Below are 17,554 nucleotides of genomic sequence, written 5' to 3' on the forward strand. Positions count from 1 at the left end.
CGGCGAAATATGCGGTTTTGTGAAAGCGCGTTGCGGAAGCGATGCCACCTGATGTTGGTCATCGGGTCCTGTGATGCGGGATAATGACCGGGAAGCAATCGTGTTCGATGCTGACGATGAGCTGGTTTCAGGAAGGGGAACGAGCATGGCGGCCATGAAGCCGCGGACGGGTGACGGCCCGCTCGAGGTGACCAAGGAGGGGCGGGGCATCGTCATGCGCGTTCCGCTCGAAGGCGGCGGCCGGCTCGTCGTCGAGCTGACCCCGGACGAGGCGAAGGCGCTCGGTGACGCACTGAAGGACGTCGTCGGCTGACGCGCCCCTGCCAGGATTTCCGCTTCTGCCCCGGTACGGTACCCACCGCACCGGGGCAGCGGTGTACCGGGGCCGGATCCGGCGCACCGGACCGGGCTCAGGCGCCCCTGCGCACCGCGCACAGCAGGCCGTCGCCCACCGGCAGCAGCGTGGGCAGCAGCGCCGGGCTCTCCCGCACCGTGCGCAGCAGCTCGCGTATCCGCAGCACCTCGGCCGGCTGGGCCGCCGAGTCCACCGTGCGGCCGTCCGCGAAGACGCCCTCGAAGCAGACCAGACCGCCCGGTCGCAGCAGGCGCAACGATTCAGCGAGATAGTCCAGCGACTCCGTGCGGTCGCCGTCGCAGAACACGAGGTCGTAGCCGCCGTCCGCGAGCCGGGGCAGCACGTCCAGGGCGCGGCCCGGGATGAACCGGGCCCGGTTGCCCGCGAAGCCCGCCGCGCGGAACGCCGCCTTCGCGTGCGCCTGCCGCTCCGGGTCCATGTCCACGGTCGTCAGCACCCCGTCCGGGCGCATCCCGAGCAGCAGATAGATCCCCGACACGCCCGTGCCCGTGCCGATCTCCGCCACCGCCTTGGCGTCCGCCGTGGCCGCCAGCAGGCGCAGGGCCGCACCGGTGCCGGGCGACACCGAGGGCAGCCCTGCCTCCCGGGCCCGCTCCCGAGCCCAGCGCAGCGCTTCGTCCTCGGCGACAAAGGCGTCTGCGAACGCCCAGCTCGTCTGCCGGTTGGCGGTAATGGCCCTCTCCTGTCCCCGTAGTTGACGCAGGCGTCGACTGTATCCGCTGCGCACGGGAACCCGCAGATGGGACCGCGCGTTACTGGAGACGGAAGGCGAGGCGGGGCACGGGTCCCTCCGGACGGAGTCCGGGGGAATGAGCCGGCCCCAAATTCGCGTAAAGATTCTTATCCGGAGCTAACGGGCGAGGTGGCTATGGTAGGGGCTCCACTGGACACCACCAGAGCCGACAGGGGAGGTGCGGCTGCGCCTGTGGATCGGAGAGGAGTGCTGCGGCGCCTTCTCGGATCAGCGGGTGAGCCGAAATCCGTGACTGACACCGCTGACCGTTCGCGCACCGCCGACTCCGCACCCACCACCGCGACCTTCGCATCGGATGCGGAATCGCAGGCGTGGACTCCGCCCAGCTGGGAGGAGATCGTCAGCACCCACAGCGGCCGGGTCTACCGCCTCGCCTACCGCCTCACCGGCAACCAGCACGACGCCGAGGACCTGACCCAAGAGGTCTTCGTCCGGGTCTTCCGCTCGCTGTCGTCCTACACGCCGGGCACCTTCGAGGGCTGGCTGCACCGCATCACGACCAACCTGTTCCTGGACATGGTCCGCCGCAAGCAGCGCATCCGGTTCGACGCGCTCGCCGACGACGCCGCCGAGCGGCTGCCCAGCCGTGAGCCGTCCCCGCAGCAGGCGTTCAACGACACCCACTTCGACGCGGACGTCCAGCAGGCCCTGGACACCCTCGCGCCCGAGTTCCGCGCGGCCGTCGTCCTCTGCGACATCGAGGGCCTCTCGTACGAGGAGATCGCCGCGACCCTCGGCGTGAAGCTCGGCACCGTGCGCAGCCGCATCCACCGCGGCCGCTCCCACCTGCGCAAGGCGCTCAAGCACCGCTCGCCCGAGGCGCGCGCGGGGCGGGCGCTCGCCTCGGTCGGCTGGGAGGGCGGAACAGCGTGAGCGGCACGAGTCCGTCACCCATCCCCACCGGGCAGCACCTCGCGGAGCAGCACCTCGGGGACCGGCTCGCCGCGCTCGTCGACGGCGAGCTCGGCCATGACGCCCGCGAGCGGGTCCTGGCCCACCTCGCCACCTGCCCCAAGTGCAAGGCCGAGGCGGACGCCCAGCGCACCCTGAAGAGCGTCTTCGCGACCAGCGCGCCCCCTCCGCCCTCGGAGGGGCTGTTGGCGCGCCTCCAGGGGCTGCCGGGGGGACCGAATGACCAGGGGGGTCCCTTCGACGACCTCCTGCGCGGCGGAGGACTGAGGTCCGACGGCTTCGCCACGGCCGCGCCGGTCACCCCGCACTCGGGCTTCCGCATCCACGAGGTCGGCGACCGCTCCTCGGGGCGCGGCAGGCGCTTCGCCTTCGTGGCGGCGAGCGCGGTCTCCTTCGCCGCGATCGCGCTCGGCGGCACGCTGCCCCTCGACGGGGCGCGCGGCCAGGGCACGGGAAGCAATGTGACCCCGCTGCGGGCCCCCGCGACCTTCGCCTCGGGCTCGCGCCGCGAAGCGGCACCGGAGGGGGTGGCGCCCACCGTGGTGCCGGCCCGCCTCGAACTGTCCCCGTTCATACGCCCGGCGGCTCCCGCGCTCCGGCTCTCCTACGCGCCCGGAACCGCCCCGACGGTCACTCCCGCACCCAGCCCCTCCCATCGCTGACCGGCGACCTGGTTGAATCCAGGGGCAGGGGCGCGCCCGAACCGGTGGGCGCGGACAGGTCATCTGTTGCGGGGAGAGCATGAAGAACGGGAAGCCGACATGGTGGAGCCGTCCGTCGACCACACCTATCCCGCCGCCTGAGCACCCCCCGGCCCCGGAGACGCCCGTACCCCCGGCCGGGGACGCGGACTTCACCCTCGCGGCCCCGGCACCGGCCCCGGCCCCGGCCCCGGCCTCGGCCCCGGCACCGGCCCCGGCCCCGGCCCCGGCCCCGGCACCGGCCGCCGCGCCGGGGGAGGCCCCCGCCCCGGGAACGGCCGTCCCCGAGACGTCCGCGGCCGTGGAGGCGCCGGCGTCCGCCGATCCGCGCCAGGCGGAGCCGGCGGGGACGGTGCCGGCCGAGGCCGCGCCCCCGGCCCCCGCGTCCTTCGACCCCGCACCGAGCCAGGACCACCTGGCCCTCGCCGGCGCCCCGGCAGCCGAGGCCGCACCTGACCGGCCGCTCGCGGGACCCGCGGGAACCGCCCTGGCCGAGGTCGCTCCCGCCGCGGCGCTCCCGGCACCCGCCGTGGCCGACGCCGCACCTGCGCCCGCGCATCCGGCGCCCGCCGCCGCGCCCGCGCCGGTCGACGCCGCGCACGCGACCCCCGCACCCATGGAGCCCCGGCACGCACCCGACCCGTACCGGACGCCGCCCTACGGCGAGCCCGGGCCCTGGGCGCCCGCGCCGCCCGTGCAGCGCCCGATGGTCGTGGCGCCGGCATACGACCCGTGGGCGGCGAGCGCGCCGCTCGCGGCCGGGCCGGTGATCACGCCCGTCGTGGCCAAGCCGAAGAAGTCGCGGCGCGGCCTCGCGCTCGTCGGGGCCCTCGCCTTCGCCCTGGTCACCGGCGTCGTCGGCGGAGGCGTCGGCGCGTACATCGAGCGCAACGGCGGACTCACCACCGTCGAACTGCCCCAGGCGGGGCCGGAGAACACCGGCCGCGCCCCCGACAGCGTCGCCGGCATCGCCGCCGGCGCCCTGCCCGGCGTCGTCACCATCCACGTCAGCGGCAGCGGCTCCTCCGGCACCGGCACCGGCTTCGTGCTCGACACCCGCGGCAACATCCTCACCAACAACCACGTCGTGGACGCGGCCGCCTCCTCCGGCGAGATCTCCGTCACCTTCAGCAACGGCGAGTCCGCCCGCGCCAAGCTCATCGGCCGCGACACCGGCTACGACCTCGCCGTGATCCAGGTGTCCGGCGTCTCCGGCCTCAGGCCGCTGCCGCTCGGCAACTCCGACGCCGTCCGCGTCGGCGACCCCGTCGTCGCCATCGGAGCCCCCTTCGACCTCTCCAACACGGTCACCTCCGGCATCATCAGCGCCAAGGAGCGCCCGATCACCGCCGGCGGCGAGAAGGGCGACGGCACCGACATCAGCTACGTCGACGCGCTGCAGACCGACGCGCCGATAAACCCCGGCAACTCCGGCGGTCCGCTGCTCGACTCCAAGGGCCGGGTCATCGGCATCAACAGCGCCATCCGCGCCGCGGGCAACGGCTCCGGCGAGGGCGGCGGCCAGGCGGGCTCCATCGGCCTCGGCTTCGCCATCCCGGTCAACCAGGGCAAGCGGGTCGCCGAGGAGCTGATCAACACCGGCAAGGCCGCCCACCCGGTCATCGGCGTGAGCCTCGACATGCAGTACGCCGGCGACGGCGCCCGCGTCGGGGCGAAGGGCAAGGACGGCAGCTCCTCGGTGACGCCCGACGGCCCCGCCGCCCGCGCCGGGATCAGGCCGGGCGACGTCATCACCAAGGTCGACGGCCAGCGCGTGCACAGCGGCGAGGAGCTGATCGTGAAGATCCGAGCCCACCGTCCCGGCGACCGGCTGAAGCTCACGCTGACCCGCGACGGCAAAGAGCAGACAAAGACGTTGACGCTCGGTTCCTCCACGGGCGCCTAGCCGCCATGTGGAGGACATCACGCGGTACCCGCCTGACAGTTTCGGCGGGTACCGTGGACCGGGCCCGGGACCGGCGTGAAGGAGCTACAGGGTGTTCAGCGACATAGGCGCACTCGAACTGGTGACGCTCGTAGTGCTCGCCGTGCTCATCTTCGGACCGGACAAGCTGCCGAAGGTCATCCAGGACGTCTCCCGCTTCATCCGCAAGATCCGGGAGTTCTCGGACAGCGCCAAGGCGGACATCCGCAGCGAGCTCGGCCCGGAGTTCAAGGACTTCGAGTTCGAGGACCTCAACCCGAAGAACTTCATCCGCAAGCAGCTCGCGGAGAACGAGGACTTCAAGGAGCTCAACGAGCTCCGCTCCAGCTTCGACCTGAAGAAGGAGATGAACGAGGTCGCCGACGCCGTCCACGGCCGCGAGACCGCGCCCGCGCCGACGGCCGCGGTCAACGGCTCCGGCACCCCGGACCTCCTGAAGAAGCAGGACAAGCCGGACACCTCCGAGCGTCCGCCGTACGACTCCGACGCCACCTGACGACGTCCTGTCACCGAACCGCTGCGCCGTGGTGGCTATCCTCCCTCTGTTGACCTGAAGAGGAGGCGGCCGAGATGACGACCACGAGTCGGGTGGAGACCGAGGGGTTCCTGCGGGCACCCTTCGCCTGGTACGGGCTCGACGAGGCGTTCAGCGGCCCGCGCCGGCTGATGCAGATCGGGACGGCCGCGGACGGCACCGTCCAGTACGGCTCGATGGGCCACGGCGACGAGCCGTCGATAAAGTCCGAGGCCGGCGGCGCCGAGAAGGAGCGCTTCGCGGTCGTCGTGACCGTCGCCGCCAACCCGGTGCGCCGCACCGGCGACGGCACGGGCGTCCTGGAGGCCACCACGGTCTCCTCCGCGGCCTGGCTGGCCGGCTCGGGCCTGCTCGCCCACACCTGGCCCGCCAACCTCGACCACGCGCTGCGCGACAACTGGCTGGACCAGCAGACCGAGACGGCCTTCGAACTCGCCGACGACCTCGAAGGGCCGGCCTGGTCGACGCTCTCGCTGCCGGTGGACGGGGTCCCGGTGCCGTTCCACTACCGCGAGACCGAGTTCGGGTGGGTGCTGGCCGGGTCGGCGGACGGGGTGCACATCGGGGCGTACGGGCGGGGGATGAGCGCGTACGGCCTGGGCTTCGCCGCGGTGAAGGACCTGGCGCTCTACGCCTGACGGTACGACGAAGGGCGCCCCCGTTCCCGGGGGCGCCCTTCACGCTGCTCGGCCCGCGCGGGCCGGTCGCTAGAACTTGTTCCGCGGCGTGATGCCCAGGCTCATGCCCGACAGACCGCGCTGGCGGCCGCCCAGCTTGCCGGCGATGGCGCGCAGGGCCGCGCCCGCCGGGGAGTCCGGGTCGGACAGGACGACCGGCTTGCCCTCGTCGCCGCCCTCGCGCAGCCGCACGTCGATCGGGATGGAGCCGAGGACCGGAACGGTCGCGCCGGTGGTCTTGGTCAGGCCGTCGGCGACCTTCTGGCCGCCGCCCGTGCCGAACACGTCGACCATCTCGTCGCAGTGCGGACACGGCAGGCCCGACATGTTCTCGACGACGCCGACGATCTTCTGGTGGGTCTGCACGGCGATCGAGCCGGCCCGCTCGGCGACCTCGGCCGCCGCCTGCTGCGGGGTGGTGACGACCAGGATCTCCGCGTTCGGGACGAGCTGCGCCACCGAGATCGCGATGTCGCCGGTGCCCGGGGGCAGGTCGAGGAGGAGGACGTCCAGGTCGCCCCAGTACACGTCGGCGAGGAACTGCTGGAGCGCCCGGTGCAGCATCGGGCCGCGCCACACCACCGGGGCGTTGCCCGGGGTGAACATGCCGATGGAGATGACCTTCACGCCGTTCGCCGACGGCGGCATGATCATGTTCTCGACCTGGGTCGGACGCCCGTCCGCGCCCAGCATCCGCGGCACGCTGTGACCGTAGATGTCGGCGTCCACGACACCGACCTTCAGCCCGTCGGCCGCCATCGCCGCCGCCAGGTTGACCGTCACCGAGGACTTGCCGACGCCGCCCTTGCCGGAGGCCACCGCGTACACCCGGGTCAGCGAACCGGGCTTGGCGAACGGCACCTCGCGCTCGGCGGTGGTGCCGCGCAGCGCCGAGGCGAGCTCCTTGCGCTGCTCGTCGCTCATCACGTCCAGCGTGACGTCCACGCCCGTGACGCCCTCGACGCGGGAGACGGCGTCCGTCACGCGCTGGGTGATGGTGTCGCGCATCGGGCAGCCGGAGACGGTGAGGTAGACCGTCACGGCGACCTTGCCGTCGTCACCGATCTCCACCGACTTGACCATGCCGAGTTCGGTGATCGGTTTGTTGATCTCGGGGTCGTTCACCGTCGACAGTGCCTCGCGCACCGCGTCTACCGTAGCCATAGGGAGATGGTACGGCGACGACCACCGGCTGGTGAAAGCCCTGTCAACGGTCGGGTACGTCACTCCCCTGCGGCCCCCCGTCCGGGAATAGATCGCGCCGCTCCTCCAGCTCCTTCAGCAGGTCCTGGAGCTCCGAGCGCATCCAGTCGCGGGTCGCCACCTCGCCCAGGCCCATCCGCAGCGCCGCGATCTCCCGGGTCAGGTACTCGGTGTCCGCGATCGAGCGCTCGTTCTGCTTGCGGTCCTGTTCCAGGTTGACCCGGTCCCGGTCGTCCTGCCGGTTCTGCGCGAGCAGGATCAGCGGGGCCGCGTAGGAGGCCTGGAGCGAGAGCATCAGGGTCAGGAAGATGAAGGGGTAGTTGTCGAAGCGGAGCGCGTCGGGGGCGGAGACGTTCCAGACCACCCAGGCGATGATGATCACCGTCATCCAGACGATGAACCGCCCCGTCCCCAGGAACCGCGCGATCCGCTCCGACAGCCGCCCGAAGGCCTCCGGGTCGTACTCGGGCAGGAACCGCGGCCGCCGGACGCGCGGCTGGTCCAGCCGGATCCTGGGCAGCTGCCGCTCCCGCTCCCGCTCGCGCTCCTGTGTGCGCTCAGCCACCGTGCACCCCCTCCTCGTGGAACTCCGTCTCGCGCCAGTCCTCCGGCAGCAGGTGGTCGAGCACGTCGTCGACGGTCACCGCGCCGAGCAGCGAACCGCTCTCGTCCACCACCGGCGCCGCGACCAGGTTGTACGCGGCGAAGTAACTGGTGACGGCCGGCAGCGGGGTGTCCGGGCCGAGCGGCGGCAGGTCGCTGTCGACGAGCGAGCCGACCAGGGTGAACGGCGGGTCCCGCAGCAGCCGCTGGAAGTGCACCGTGCCCAGGTACTTGCCGGTCGGCGTCTCGTCCGGCGGCCGGCACACGTACACCTGGGCCGCGAGCGCCGGGGACAGGTCCTGCTGGCGCACCCGGGCCAGCGCGTCGGCGACCGTGGCGTCCGGGCGCAGCACGATCGGCTCGGTGGTCATCAGACCGCCCGCGGTCCGCTCCTCGTACGCCATCAGCCGCCGCACGTCCGCCGCCTCGTCCGGCCGCATCAGCGTCAGCAGCCGCTCCTTGTCCTCCTCCGGCAGCTCGGAGAGCAGGTCGGCCGCGTCGTCCGGGTCCATCGCCTCCAGGACGTCGGCGGCCCGCTCCTCCTTCAGCTTGCCGAGGATCTCGATCTGGTCGTCCTCCGGCAGCTCCTCCAGGACGTCGGCGAGCCGGTCGTCGTCGAGGGCGGCGGCGACCTCCGAGCGGCGCTTGGGGGAGAGGTGGTGCAGCACGTTGGCGAGGTCGGCGGGGCGCAGCTTCTCGAACGTGGCGACCAGGTTCTCGGCGCCCTGGCCGTGCTCCTCCAGGGAGAAGCCGGTGACGGCGGACCACTCCACGGTCAGCGTCTCGCCCTTGCGGCGCAGCGCCCCGCCCTTGCCGCGCCGTACGAAGACCTTGTCGATCTCCCACTCGCGGCGGGCCGGCAGCTGCTGGATGGCGACGTCGAGGACGGTGACCTCCTCGCCCTCCTCGCCGCGCGGTCCGACGAGCCTGACCCGCCGGTCGAGCAGCTCGCCGAGGACGAGGCGCTCGGTCGGGCGCTGCTCGAAGCGCCGCATGTTGACCACGCCGGTGGTGATGACCTGGCCGGACTCGACGCCGGTGATGCGGGTCATCGGCACGAAGACCCGGCGGCGGGAGAGCACCTCGACCACCATGCCGAGCAGCCGGGGCGGGCGCCGGCCCACCCGCAGCATGGCCACCAGATCGCTGACCCGGCCGACCTGGTCGCCGACGGGATCGAAGACGGGGACACCCGCGAGGTGCGAGACGAAGATCCGGGGGGCGCCTGCCGCCATGCCACGCGCCTCCTCGGTGCCGCACGATTCGCGTCTTTTCCAGCTTTGCCTGGTTCAGGCTAGCCCGTGCCGTTGCACGGCGCTTCGGGGGAGCGCCCGTCCGGCTGCCTGCGGCCCCCTCGCCCGGCCCGGGTACGCTGCGGTCTGCCGTCCCCACCGGCACCCGGCTCCCACAGGCCCGTCCCCCACCGACACGAGAGGCAGCCCTGGTGACCGTTCTCCTTCCGTCCTCGCGCATCCGCAGGGCCGCCCTGCCCCTGGCGCTCTGCGCGGGCCTGGCGGCCTCGCTGGGCGGCTGCGCCGCCGATCCGGACGAGGGGACCAACGGGGTCGGCAGGCTCCCGGCGAACGCCATCGAGCAGAAGGCCCAGTCGGCGGCGGACGCCGCCAAGGCGGTGCGCCTCGCGGGCACGCTGGTCAGCAAGGGCGGCACGTACAAGCTGAACATGCGGCTCAAGCAGGACGGCGCGAGCGGCTCGGTGACCACGAAGAACAGCACCTTTGAACTGCTGCGGGTCGGCGACGCGCTCTACATGAAGGCCGACGCGGGCTTCTGGGCGCACGAGGACCCCACCACGGAGGAGCCCTCCGACGCCGGCGCCGAGGCCGCCGACAAGCTCGACGACATGTACGTGAAGGTCCCGCAGGACGACCCCTCGTACAAGCAGCTGCGCGGCTTCACCGACATGGACCTGCTGCTCGACGGGCTGATCGGGCTGCACGGCGAGGTCGTCAAGGGCGACCGCGACAAGATCGGCGGCATCCGCACCGTCAACGTCAAGGGCGGCGAGGACGCCGAGGGCGGCTCGCTCGACGTGGCCCTGGACGGCACCCCGTTCCCGCTGCGCTTCGCGCGCGGCGGCGGCGCGGGCGTGGTGATCCTCTCCGAGTGGGACAAGGACTTCCCGCTCGCCGAGCCGTCGAAGGAGCAGACCCTGGACTACGGCAAGCAGCTGCCGCGCGCGTAGCGGACGCGGCCCGGGCCGTGTCGGGACACGGCCCGGCGCTCAGCGCCTGCGGCCGCGCTTCTTCAGGAGCAGCTTCGGCAGGCCCGCCGGGATCGGCCGGCGGGTGATCACCGGCGAGGGCAGCGGTACGGCCGCCAGCGAGCCGTCCGGGAGGTCCGTGGTCGAGGAGCGGGGTTCCAGGCGCACCACCCGGCACTCGCGCGCCCAGCGCTCCGGCATCGCCTCGCCGTCGTGCGCGTTGAGCCGCTTGCCCTTGAGCTCGGCGACCGCCGCCTCCCAGGCCTCGCCGCGCGGGGCGAGCTCGCTCACCGCGGCGGTCCAGGCGACGATCCGGCCGCCCTTGTCCTTGCTGCGGACGGTGACCTCGGCCGTGCCGCCGTCCACCAGACCGGGCAGGGGCTGCTCGCCGGGGCCGTCGCCGACGACGAGGGCGGCGCCGTCGAGCCAGACGTGCCAGAGCGCACGGGCGGCCGGGGCCTGGCCCCGTACCCAGATGAGGCCGGACTTCTTGGTGGCCTCCTCGACGAGGGCGGACCCGAGCAGCGCGTCTGTCATGCCCCGCAGCCTATCGACAGGCACCGACGGGGCACCCGCCGCCGGTCCTACAGCCAGCCGTTGCGCTTGAGGGTGCGGTGGATGGCGAAGCAGATGACGGCGATGCCGCCGAGCACCATCGGGTAGCCGAAGCGCCAGTGCAGCTCCGGCATGTGGTCGAAGTTCATGCCGTACACGCCGCAGACCGCCGTGGGGACGGCGACGATGGCCGCCCACGAGGTGATCTTGCGCATGTCCTCGTTCTGCGCGACGGTCGCCTGCGCCAGGTTGGCCTGGAGGATCGAGTTCAGCAGCTCGTCGAAGCCGACGACCTGCTCCTGGACGCGGGCGAGGTGGTCGGCGACGTCACGGAAGTACTTCTGGATGTCGGGGTCGACGAGCCGCATCGGCCGCTCGCTCAGCAGCTGCATGGGGCGCAGCAGCGGGGTGACGGCCCGCTTGAACTCCAGGACCTCGCGCTTGAGCTGGTAGATCCGGCCGGTGTCGGCGCCGCGCGTGGAGCCCTTGGCGGGCGGCGAGAAGACGTCGATCTCGATCTGGTCGATGTCGAGCTCGACGGCGTCGGCGACCGCGATGTAGCCGTCGACGACGTGGTCGGCGATGGCGTGCAGCACGGCCGAGGGGCCCTTGGCGAGCAGCTCGGGCTCGCCCTGGAGGCGGTGGCGGAGGTTGCGCAGCGAGCCCTGGCCGCCGTGCCGGACGGTGATGACGAAGTCGGGGCCGGTGAAGCACATGACCTCGCCGGTCTCGACGACCTCGCTGGTGGCGGTGAGTTCGGCGTGCTCGACGTAGTGGATCGTCTTGAAGACGGTGAAGAGGGTGTCGTCGTACCGCTCCAGCTTGGGCCGCTGGTGGGCGTGGACGGCGTCCTCGACGGCGAGCGGGTGCAGCCCGAACTCGGCGGCGATACCGGCGAATTCGGCTTCGGTCGGCTCGTGCAGCCCGATCCAGGCGAAGCCGCCGCTCTCCCGTACCTGGCGCATCGCGCCGCGCGGCGTGAGGCAGTCGCGGTCGTCGACCCGGCGCCCGTCGCGGTAGACGGCGCAGTCGACGACGGCGGTGGCGGCCGTGGGGTCGCGGGTGGCGTCGTAGTTGGCGTACGGGGAGGCGGTGTTCGGCTTGCGCAGGGGGTGCCGAAGGGAGTGCCGCAGGGACGGGCGGACGGCGGCGCGCAGGTCACGGATCATCGACATGGGCATGCTCCTTCACGGAGAGGCCGCCGGCGAGCATGGCGCAGCCCGGAATGGGGACGTGGTGCTACGTCGTCCACAAAGCGGGCGGCACCGCGGGATCGCGGTGACGGCGTTCGCTACAGACAGGCAAAGAGAGAGGTGCTCTTCCGTCGTGCGAGATGCCGGAGAGGATGGGCCCGAACGGGGCCTGCGTCACCGGAGGGAGGAACGCACCGGGCTGGGGTGCGGGGCGGAAGAGCGCTTGGTACTGCCCGATCGACTTCGATCCACCGCAGTCCCACCTCCTCCGGCCGGTCCCTCGTGAGGGATGACGTGTGACGAGCAGTCGGGAATCCCGACCAGTGGCAAAGACTATCAGCCGACTGAGGGTCAATCCCTTACTTTGCCCGTTCGATACGCGCTTTATGCTCGCCGCATGGCAGAAATTCTCGCTCTGGTCGAGGCCCGGCTCCGTACCGCCCTCGGCGAGCCGGACGCACGGGCCGCGGTGACCTTCCTCGGCACCGATCGCATCGAGGTGCTGCGCTTCGTGGACGCCGACGCCGGTCTGGTGCGCTACGCGACCCTCGGCATGTCCGCCCAGCCGATGGCCGACCCGACGGCCGTCCTCGCCGACCCGGTGAAGGGCCCGCGCGCCGAGCTGGTCCTCTCGGTGCGGGCCGGGCTCGCCGACACCGACAAGGTGCTCCGCCCGCTCGCCGTGCTCGCCGCCACCCCGCAGGTCGAGGGTGTCGTCGTGGCCCCGGGCGCCTCGCTCGACGTGGGCGAGCCGCTGTGGCCGGGCGCCCCCTTCAGCTCGGTCCTGGTCGCCGAGTCGGGCGGTCTCGTGGCGGACCTGGAGCTGGACGAGCCGCTGGACCCGGTGCGCTTCCTGCCGCTGCTGCCGATGACCTCCAACGAGGCCGCGTGGAAGCGGGTGCACGGGGCGCAGGCCCTGGAGGAGCGCTGGCTGGCGAACGGCACGGACCTGCGCGATCCGCGGCGCCGCTCGGTGACGCTGGACTGAGCCCGGCCTGGCCGGGCGGACCGCCCGGGGTGAACGGCACGGGCCGGACGGGTGATCATCGGTGATCGTCCTTGACGCGGGGCCCGGGTGGTAGGACCGTTGAGCCCTATGAGGGGCGAACCCAGTTGCCCGAAGTGCGGTGGCCGGGTCAGGGCGCCCGGTCTCTTTGCCGACTTCTGGCAGTGCGACGTGCATGGCTCGGTGCACCCGCTGCAGCCCGTGATCCCGCCCAGCGTCGAGGCCCTCGGTGTCGTGGTGCACCGAGCGCACGTGCCGGTCTGGATGCCGTGGCCCCTGCCCGTCGGCTGGCTCTTCACGGGCGTCGCGTACGCCGGTGACGACCGCAGCGGCGGGCGCGCGACCGCCGTCGCCTGCTCCGGACCCGGTCCGCTCGGCGGCATCGGGGAGCTGCTCCTCGTCGCGGAGGAGCTCGGCGTCGGACTCGGCGCGCGGTACGCGGGCATCGACGGGCCCGATCCAGGACCCGGCATGGCGATCGACGGACCGCCCCAGGTCAAGGTCCTCGCCGCCGGCCGTCCGACCCCGCTCTGGCACGTCAACGGCGCCCCGCAGGACCGGGCGGTCTTCGCCGGCGAGGCGCGCGGGCTGTGGCTGTGGGCCATCGTGTGGCCCGAGCAGTCCGGCCTCCTCATGTACGACGAGCTGGTCCTGACCGATCTGCGCGACGCCGGCTCCGAGGTCGAGCTGCTGCCCTGCGGGGCGCTGACGCCGAGGCTGCTCACGTAAGGGGCGGCGGCTCTCCCGGGTCCGTACGGAAGTGTTCGAATCGCCCGTTATGCTGGAGCGTCCCCTCAGTCCGCCCCGAGCCTCCCGGAGTCACGCGTCGTGCGCATCGATCTGCACACCCACTCCACGGCGTCGGACGGTACGGACACCCCGGCCGAGCTGGTCCGGAACGCGGCCGCGGCCGGGCTCGACGTGGTCGCGCTGACCGACCACGACACCACGCGCGGCTACGCGGAGGCGATCGCCGCGCTGCCCGAGGGGCTCACCCTGGTCACCGGCGCCGAGCTGTCCTGCCGCCTCGACGGGGTGAGCCTGCACATGCTGGCCTACCTCTTCGACCCCGAGGAGCCCGCCCTCGCCGCCGAGCGCGAGCTGGTGCGCGACGACCGGGTGCCGCGCGCGCAGGCCATGGTCGGCAAGCTCCGGGAGCTCGGCGTCCCCGTCACCTGGGAGCAGGTCGCCCGGATCGCCGGCGACGGCTCGGTGGGCCGCCCGCACGTCGCGGAGGCGCTGGTCGAGCTCGGAGTCGTGCCGGACGTCTCCGGCGCCTTCACGCCCGAGTGGCTGGCCGACGGCGGCCGGGCGCACGTCGAGAAGCACGAGCTGGACCCGGTCGAGGCGATCCGTCTGGTCAAGGCGGCCGGCGGTGTCACCGTCTTCGCCCACCCGCTGGCCGTCAAGCGCGGCGAGTGCGTTCCTGAGTCCGCCATAGCCCTGCTGGCCGAGGCCGGTCTCGATGGCATCGAGGTCGACCACATGGACCACGACCTGCCGACCCGCGCGCGGCTGCGCGGCCTGGCGGACGAGCTCGGTCTGCTGGCCACGGGCTCCAGCGACTACCACGGCAGCCGCAAGACCTGCGGTCTCGGGGGCTGTACGACCGACCCCGAGATCTACGGCGAGATCACCCGCCGGGCCACCGGGGCCTTCCCGGTCCCGGGCGCCGGCGGACGCCGCTAGCCCGCCGCTCACCGGACCTCCATGCGGGCCCGGGCCCCGTCAGGGCCCGCCCGGCGGGTCCGCTCTTCCTTCCTCGGGGCCCCGGCCCCCGCGGGGCACCGACCTGCCCGCTCTCCGGAACCCCCAGTTCCGGATGTTCTTGTACACCCCTTTCCCGCAAGGCCACACCGTGTTCGACGTCGCCGTCTTCGGCTCGCTGTTCCTTACTCTCTTCGTGATCATGGATCCCCCCGGGATCACCCCGATCTTCCTCGCCCTCACCTCGGGCCGCGCCGCCAAGGTCCAGCGGCGCATGGCCTGGCAGGCCGTGGCCGTCGCCTTCGGTGTCATCACCGTCTTCGGCATCCTCGGCCAGCAGATCCTCGCCTATCTGCACGTCTCCGTCCCCGCCCTGATGATCGCGGGCGGTCTGCTCCTGCTGCTGATCGCGCTCGACCTGCTCACCGGCAAGACCGACGAGCCCAAGCAGACCAAGGACGTCAACGTCGCCCTCGTACCGCTGGGCATGCCGCTGCTCGCCGGTCCCGGCGCCATCGTCTCGGTCATCCTCGCGGTGCAGAACGCCGACAGCGTGGCCTCCCAGATCTCCGTCTGGACCGCCATCGCCGCCATGCACCTGGTGCTCTGGCTGACCATGCGCTACTCGCTGCTGATCATCCGGGTCATCAAGGACGGCGGCGTGGTGCTGGTGACCCGGCTCGCCGGCATGATGCTCTCGGCCATCGCCGTGCAGCAGATCATCAACGGCGTCACCCAGGTCATCCAGGGCGCCTGACCGGCCCCGGACACCACTGCGCCCCCGTACGGATTCCGCTCTGCGGAGTCCATGCGGGGGCGCGGTGCGTCTCTTACGCGTTACGAGGCCGTGCTGTCGGCCGGGCGGATCCAGATGCGCTGACCGACCGCGGCGGCCTGCTGCACGATCCGGTTGACGGAGGCGGCGTCCACGACGGTCCGGTCGACGGGCGTACCGTCGATGTCGTCGAGTCGCAGGATTTCGAAGCGCACGGGCTTCTCCCTTCGTCTGAGGTGTTCCTCCTGGTGGAGAACTGTCTTACGTACGGGTCCAACGATGTGCATCCTGCAAACATTCCCTACGCTAAGGAAATTTTTCGGATGACTAACTACGTGCCGGTAGGGAGGGACGGGACGGACACGATCGAGGCCCGCCTGGAGCGCACGAACGAGCTCCTGCAGCGGATGCTGGCCGAGGTGGCGAAGACCCCCTCGACCCATGCCATCTTCGTCGACGCAGGTTACGTCTATGCTGCGGCCGGATTGCTGGTAGCGGGCACCGAGGACCGGCGCTCCTTCGACCTCGACGCCGAGGGCCTGATCGACGCCTTCATCGACACCGCCCGCACGATCTTCGCGGACAGCAGACTGCTCCGCGTCTACTGGTACGACGGCGCCCGGCGCCGCATCCACACCCCCGAGCAGCAGTCCATCGCCGAACTCCCCGACGTCAAGGTCCGCCTCGGCAACCTCAACGCCAACAACCAGCAGAAGGGCGTCGACTCCCTCATCCGCTCCGACCTGGAGTCCCTCGCCCGCCACCGCGCCATCAGCGACGCCGCCCTCGTCGGCGGCGACGAGGACCTGGTCTCCGCCGTCGAGGCCGCCCAGGGCTACGGCGCCCGCGTCCACCTGTGGGGCATCGAGGCCGCCGAGGGCCGCAACCAGGCCGAGCCCCTGCTGTGGGAGGTCGACAGCCAGCGCACCTTCGAGCTCGACTTCTGCCGCCCCTACGTCACCCGCAAGCCCGTCACCATGTACGAGAACGAGGGCGAGCCGCCGCCCTCACGCGACGAGGTGCGCTTCATCGGCGCCCAGATCGCCGCCTCCTGGCTCGCCGGCCGCGGCCGCGACCAGCTCGCCGAACTCCTGCCGGGCCACCCCTATCTGCCCGGCCCCGTCGACCAGGAGCTCCTGGTCGAGGCGGAACGGCTGCTCAGCCGCTCCCTGCGGGGCCACGCCGCCCTGCGCCGTGCACTGCGCGACGGCTTCTGGCAGCACCTGCAGACCCAGTACTGACCTGCGCGGCCAGGTCCCAGAAGGCGGTCAGCCGGTCGGCGAGCTCCTGGGGGTGCGACACGTTCGGCGAGTGACCCGCGCCCACCACCACCGTGTGGTGCGCCCCGGTACGGGCCGCCGCCGCGGCCAGCTCCGGCACCGGCCACACCGTCTCCTCGTCGCCGTACGCGAGGTGCAGCGGCAACGGCAGCGCCGCCAGGGCGGCCGTGCCGTCCGGATCACCGAGCAGCAGCCGGCCCGCCCCGGCGAGCTGGGCGATCCGGGTCCGCATCCAGCGCGTCCGTAGAAAGGCCACGATCTCCTGCGGATCCTGGGCGCCCGGCTCCTCGCCCCGGCTGTCCAGCCAGCGCGTGGCCCGCCACACCCGCTCCTTCGGCAGCACCGCGAGCGCGCCGCGCAAGGCCCTGACCCGCACCCGCTGGGAGCGGGCGACCCGGCCGGGCCCCGAGGACAGCAGCGTCAGCGAACGGAACGCGTCCGGCGCGAGCGCGGCGGCCGCGCGGGCCACCAGACCGCCGAACGAGTGACCCAGCAGATGCACGGGCCCGTCGCCCAGCGCCGCCGCCTGCGCCACGGCGTCCAGCGCCAGCGCCTTGCGCCGGTAGGCGGCCCGGCCGCGCGGCCCCGGCGACTCGTGCTGCCCCCGCCCGTCGACCGCCACCGCCCGGTAGCCGGCCTCGCTCAGCGGGCCCAGCAGGGCGAGGAAGTCCTCCTTGCTGCCCGTGTAGCCCGGCAGCAGCAGCGCGGTGCCGCGCGGCGCGCCCGCCGGGGCGGTGTCGAGGACGGCGAAGGAACCGCGCGCGGTCGTGAGCCGATAGGCACGGGTGCGCGGCGGCAGCGCCAGGGACCGGGGCTTGCTCATACAGGGACTGTAACCGCCGCCCCACGCACCGCGGCCCGGCCCCTCGACGAGGGACCGGGCCGCGGTGACGCCTGTGCGCTTACGCCTCCGGCTCGGCGACCGCCTTCTTGGCGGCCCGCTTGCGCGGGGCCCTGGGGGCGGCGGCCTCGGCCTCGGGGGCCTCGGCGGCGACGGCCTTCTTGGCGACCCGCTTGCGCGGCGCCTTCGGGGCCTGCGGCTCCGAGGCGTCCGGCGCCACGGCGGCCACGGCCTTCTTGGTCACGCGCTTGCGCGGGGCCTTCGGGGCCT

The 17,554-nt window shown here is 72.7% G+C and carries 21 protein-coding genes; 12 read left to right on the top strand and 9 right to left on the bottom strand.

Annotation, left to right across the window (positions count from 1 at the left end; genetic code table 11):
• Positions 1–145: 145 nt before the first annotated feature.
• Positions 146–313 (top strand): DUF3117 domain-containing protein, encoded by a 168-nt coding sequence (locus tag ACH414_RS07900; RefSeq protein ID WP_205628308.1) that lies wholly within the window; start codon positions 146–148, stop codon positions 311–313.
• A gap of 97 nt (positions 314–410) precedes the next feature.
• Here ACH414_RS07900 and ACH414_RS07905 read toward each other — a convergent pair whose 3' ends face one another.
• Positions 411–1,079, bottom strand: a complete 669-nt coding sequence (locus ACH414_RS07905) for an O-methyltransferase (RefSeq protein ID WP_382547800.1) — start codon at positions 1,077–1,079, stop codon at positions 411–413.
• A 165-nt stretch (positions 1,080–1,244) separates the two neighbouring features.
• Here ACH414_RS07905 and sigE point away from each other — a divergent pair, with 165 nt between their 5' ends.
• The 5 genes from sigE (at position 1,245) to ACH414_RS07930 (ending at position 5,861) form a co-directional block, all read left to right on the top strand.
• Positions 1,245–2,003, top strand: coding sequence for an RNA polymerase sigma factor SigE (sigE, locus tag ACH414_RS07910; protein ID WP_382547647.1), 759 nt, complete (start codon positions 1,245–1,247; stop codon positions 2,001–2,003).
• Positions 2,000–2,704 (top strand): anti-sigma factor family protein, encoded by a 705-nt coding sequence (locus ACH414_RS07915; protein ID WP_382547645.1) that lies wholly within the window; start codon positions 2,000–2,002, stop codon positions 2,702–2,704. Before sigE ends, ACH414_RS07915 begins: the two co-directional genes overlap by 4 nt.
• A 79-nt stretch (positions 2,705–2,783) precedes the next feature.
• Positions 2,784–4,649 carry a S1C family serine protease gene (locus tag ACH414_RS07920; RefSeq protein WP_398941199.1) on the top strand — a complete coding sequence of 622 codons (1,866 nt, stop codon included), beginning with the start codon at positions 2,784–2,786 and terminating at the stop codon, positions 4,647–4,649.
• Positions 4,650–4,740: 91 nt separating this feature from the next.
• Complete coding sequence (locus tag ACH414_RS07925) at positions 4,741–5,184, top strand: sec-independent translocase (RefSeq protein ID WP_382547641.1); 444 nt, start codon at positions 4,741–4,743, stop codon at positions 5,182–5,184.
• Positions 5,185–5,258: 74 nt separating this feature from the next.
• Positions 5,259–5,861, top strand: coding sequence for a hypothetical protein (locus ACH414_RS07930; protein WP_382547639.1), 603 nt, complete (start codon positions 5,259–5,261; stop codon positions 5,859–5,861).
• A gap of 69 nt (positions 5,862–5,930) precedes the next feature.
• Here ACH414_RS07930 and ACH414_RS07935 read toward each other — a convergent pair whose 3' ends face one another.
• Genes ACH414_RS07935 through ACH414_RS07945 form a run of 3 tightly spaced genes read right to left on the bottom strand, consistent with a single transcriptional unit; the run spans position 5,931 to position 8,941 of the window.
• Complete coding sequence (locus ACH414_RS07935) at positions 5,931–7,064, bottom strand: Mrp/NBP35 family ATP-binding protein (protein WP_382547637.1); 1,134 nt, start codon at positions 7,062–7,064, stop codon at positions 5,931–5,933.
• Positions 7,065–7,107: 43 nt separating this feature from the next.
• Positions 7,108–7,668 carry a DUF1003 domain-containing protein gene (locus tag ACH414_RS07940; protein WP_382547635.1) on the bottom strand — a complete coding sequence of 187 codons (561 nt, stop codon included), beginning with the start codon at positions 7,666–7,668 and terminating at the stop codon, positions 7,108–7,110.
• Positions 7,661–8,941, bottom strand: coding sequence for a magnesium transporter MgtE N-terminal domain-containing protein (locus tag ACH414_RS07945; protein WP_382547633.1), 1,281 nt, complete (start codon positions 8,939–8,941; stop codon positions 7,661–7,663). Before ACH414_RS07945 ends, ACH414_RS07940 begins: the two co-directional genes overlap by 8 nt.
• A gap of 209 nt (positions 8,942–9,150) precedes the next feature.
• Here ACH414_RS07945 and ACH414_RS07950 point away from each other — a divergent pair, with 209 nt between their 5' ends.
• Positions 9,151–9,909: a hypothetical protein gene (locus tag ACH414_RS07950; protein ID WP_382547631.1), complete on the top strand. Its 759-nt coding sequence runs from the start codon at positions 9,151–9,153 to the stop codon at positions 9,907–9,909.
• A 39-nt stretch (positions 9,910–9,948) separates the two neighbouring features.
• Here ACH414_RS07950 and ACH414_RS07955 read toward each other — a convergent pair whose 3' ends face one another.
• Both ACH414_RS07955 and ACH414_RS07960 read right to left on the bottom strand, forming a co-directional pair.
• A complete protein-coding gene (locus ACH414_RS07955) occupies positions 9,949–10,464 on the bottom strand; it encodes a hypothetical protein (protein WP_382547629.1) in 516 nt (171 codons plus the stop codon).
• A gap of 47 nt (positions 10,465–10,511) precedes the next feature.
• Positions 10,512–11,657, bottom strand: a complete 1,146-nt coding sequence (locus ACH414_RS07960) for a magnesium and cobalt transport protein CorA (protein ID WP_382547627.1) — start codon at positions 11,655–11,657, stop codon at positions 10,512–10,514.
• 415 nt (positions 11,658–12,072) lie between these two features.
• Here ACH414_RS07960 and ACH414_RS07965 point away from each other — a divergent pair, with 415 nt between their 5' ends.
• From ACH414_RS07965 to ACH414_RS07980, 4 genes are all read left to right on the top strand, one after another.
• The gene (locus tag ACH414_RS07965) at positions 12,073–12,663 is read left to right on the top strand and encodes a suppressor of fused domain protein (RefSeq protein WP_382547625.1); all 591 of its coding nucleotides are present in this window, start codon (positions 12,073–12,075) and stop codon (positions 12,661–12,663) included.
• A gap of 108 nt (positions 12,664–12,771) precedes the next feature.
• Positions 12,772–13,410, top strand: coding sequence for a DUF6758 family protein (locus ACH414_RS07970; RefSeq protein ID WP_382547623.1), 639 nt, complete (start codon positions 12,772–12,774; stop codon positions 13,408–13,410).
• Positions 13,411–13,509: 99 nt separating this feature from the next.
• Complete coding sequence (locus ACH414_RS07975) at positions 13,510–14,370, top strand: PHP domain-containing protein (RefSeq protein WP_398941203.1); 861 nt, start codon at positions 13,510–13,512, stop codon at positions 14,368–14,370.
• Between the two features lie 169 nt (positions 14,371–14,539).
• Positions 14,540–15,145, top strand: a complete 606-nt coding sequence (locus ACH414_RS07980; protein ID WP_382547619.1) for a MarC family protein — start codon at positions 14,540–14,542, stop codon at positions 15,143–15,145.
• An 80-nt stretch (positions 15,146–15,225) separates the two neighbouring features.
• Here ACH414_RS07980 and ACH414_RS07985 read toward each other — a convergent pair whose 3' ends face one another.
• Positions 15,226–15,378, bottom strand: coding sequence for a hypothetical protein (locus ACH414_RS07985; protein ID WP_382547617.1), 153 nt, complete (start codon positions 15,376–15,378; stop codon positions 15,226–15,228).
• Positions 15,379–15,486: 108 nt separating this feature from the next.
• On the opposite strand from ACH414_RS07985, the gene ACH414_RS07990 reads away from it, so the two are divergent.
• On the top strand, positions 15,487–16,404 hold the full coding sequence (locus tag ACH414_RS07990; RefSeq protein ID WP_382547615.1) for an NYN domain-containing protein: 918 nt from the start codon (positions 15,487–15,489) through the stop codon (positions 16,402–16,404).
• Here the strand turns inward: ACH414_RS07990 and ACH414_RS07995 are convergent.
• Both ACH414_RS07995 and ACH414_RS08000 read right to left on the bottom strand, forming a co-directional pair.
• Positions 16,322–17,266, bottom strand: coding sequence for an alpha/beta hydrolase (locus ACH414_RS07995; protein WP_382547613.1), 945 nt, complete (start codon positions 17,264–17,266; stop codon positions 16,322–16,324). The genes ACH414_RS07990 and ACH414_RS07995 overlap by 83 nt on opposite strands.
• A 79-nt stretch (positions 17,267–17,345) precedes the next feature.
• A partial coding sequence (locus ACH414_RS08000; RefSeq protein ID WP_398941205.1) for a hypothetical protein occupies positions 17,346–17,554 on the bottom strand: 209 nt, incomplete at its 5' end.

The sequence above is a fragment of the Streptomyces sp. NPDC020422 genome (assembly GCF_044386705.1).
Taxonomy (GTDB): domain Bacteria; phylum Actinomycetota; class Actinomycetes; order Streptomycetales; family Streptomycetaceae; genus Streptomyces.

Bases quoted from the DNA above. Each gene is read 5' to 3' on its own strand.
- ACH414_RS07900 (WP_205628308.1), top strand. From the start codon at position 146: ATGGCGGCCATGAAGCCGCGGACGGGTGACGGCCCGCTCGAGGTGACC.
- sigE (WP_382547647.1), top strand. From the start codon at position 1,245: ATGGTAGGGGCTCCACTGGACACCACCAGAGCCGACAGGGGAGGTGCG.
- ACH414_RS07920 (WP_398941199.1), top strand. From the start codon at position 2,784: ATGAAGAACGGGAAGCCGACATGGTGGAGCCGTCCGTCGACCACACCT.
- ACH414_RS07930 (WP_382547639.1), top strand. From the start codon at position 5,259: ATGACGACCACGAGTCGGGTGGAGACCGAGGGGTTCCTGCGGGCACCC.
- ACH414_RS07935 (WP_382547637.1), bottom strand. From the start codon at position 7,064: ATGGCTACGGTAGACGCGGTGCGCGAGGCACTGTCGACGGTGAACGAC.
- ACH414_RS07945 (WP_382547633.1), bottom strand. From the start codon at position 8,941: ATGGCGGCAGGCGCCCCCCGGATCTTCGTCTCGCACCTCGCGGGTGTC.
- ACH414_RS07955 (WP_382547629.1), bottom strand. From the start codon at position 10,464: ATGACAGACGCGCTGCTCGGGTCCGCCCTCGTCGAGGAGGCCACCAAG.
- ACH414_RS07960 (WP_382547627.1), bottom strand. From the start codon at position 11,657: ATGTCGATGATCCGTGACCTGCGCGCCGCCGTCCGCCCGTCCCTGCGG.
- ACH414_RS07965 (WP_382547625.1), top strand. From the start codon at position 12,073: ATGGCAGAAATTCTCGCTCTGGTCGAGGCCCGGCTCCGTACCGCCCTC.
- ACH414_RS07970 (WP_382547623.1), top strand. From the start codon at position 12,772: ATGAGGGGCGAACCCAGTTGCCCGAAGTGCGGTGGCCGGGTCAGGGCG.
- ACH414_RS07990 (WP_382547615.1), top strand. From the start codon at position 15,487: ATGACTAACTACGTGCCGGTAGGGAGGGACGGGACGGACACGATCGAG.
- ACH414_RS07995 (WP_382547613.1), bottom strand. From the start codon at position 17,266: ATGAGCAAGCCCCGGTCCCTGGCGCTGCCGCCGCGCACCCGTGCCTAT.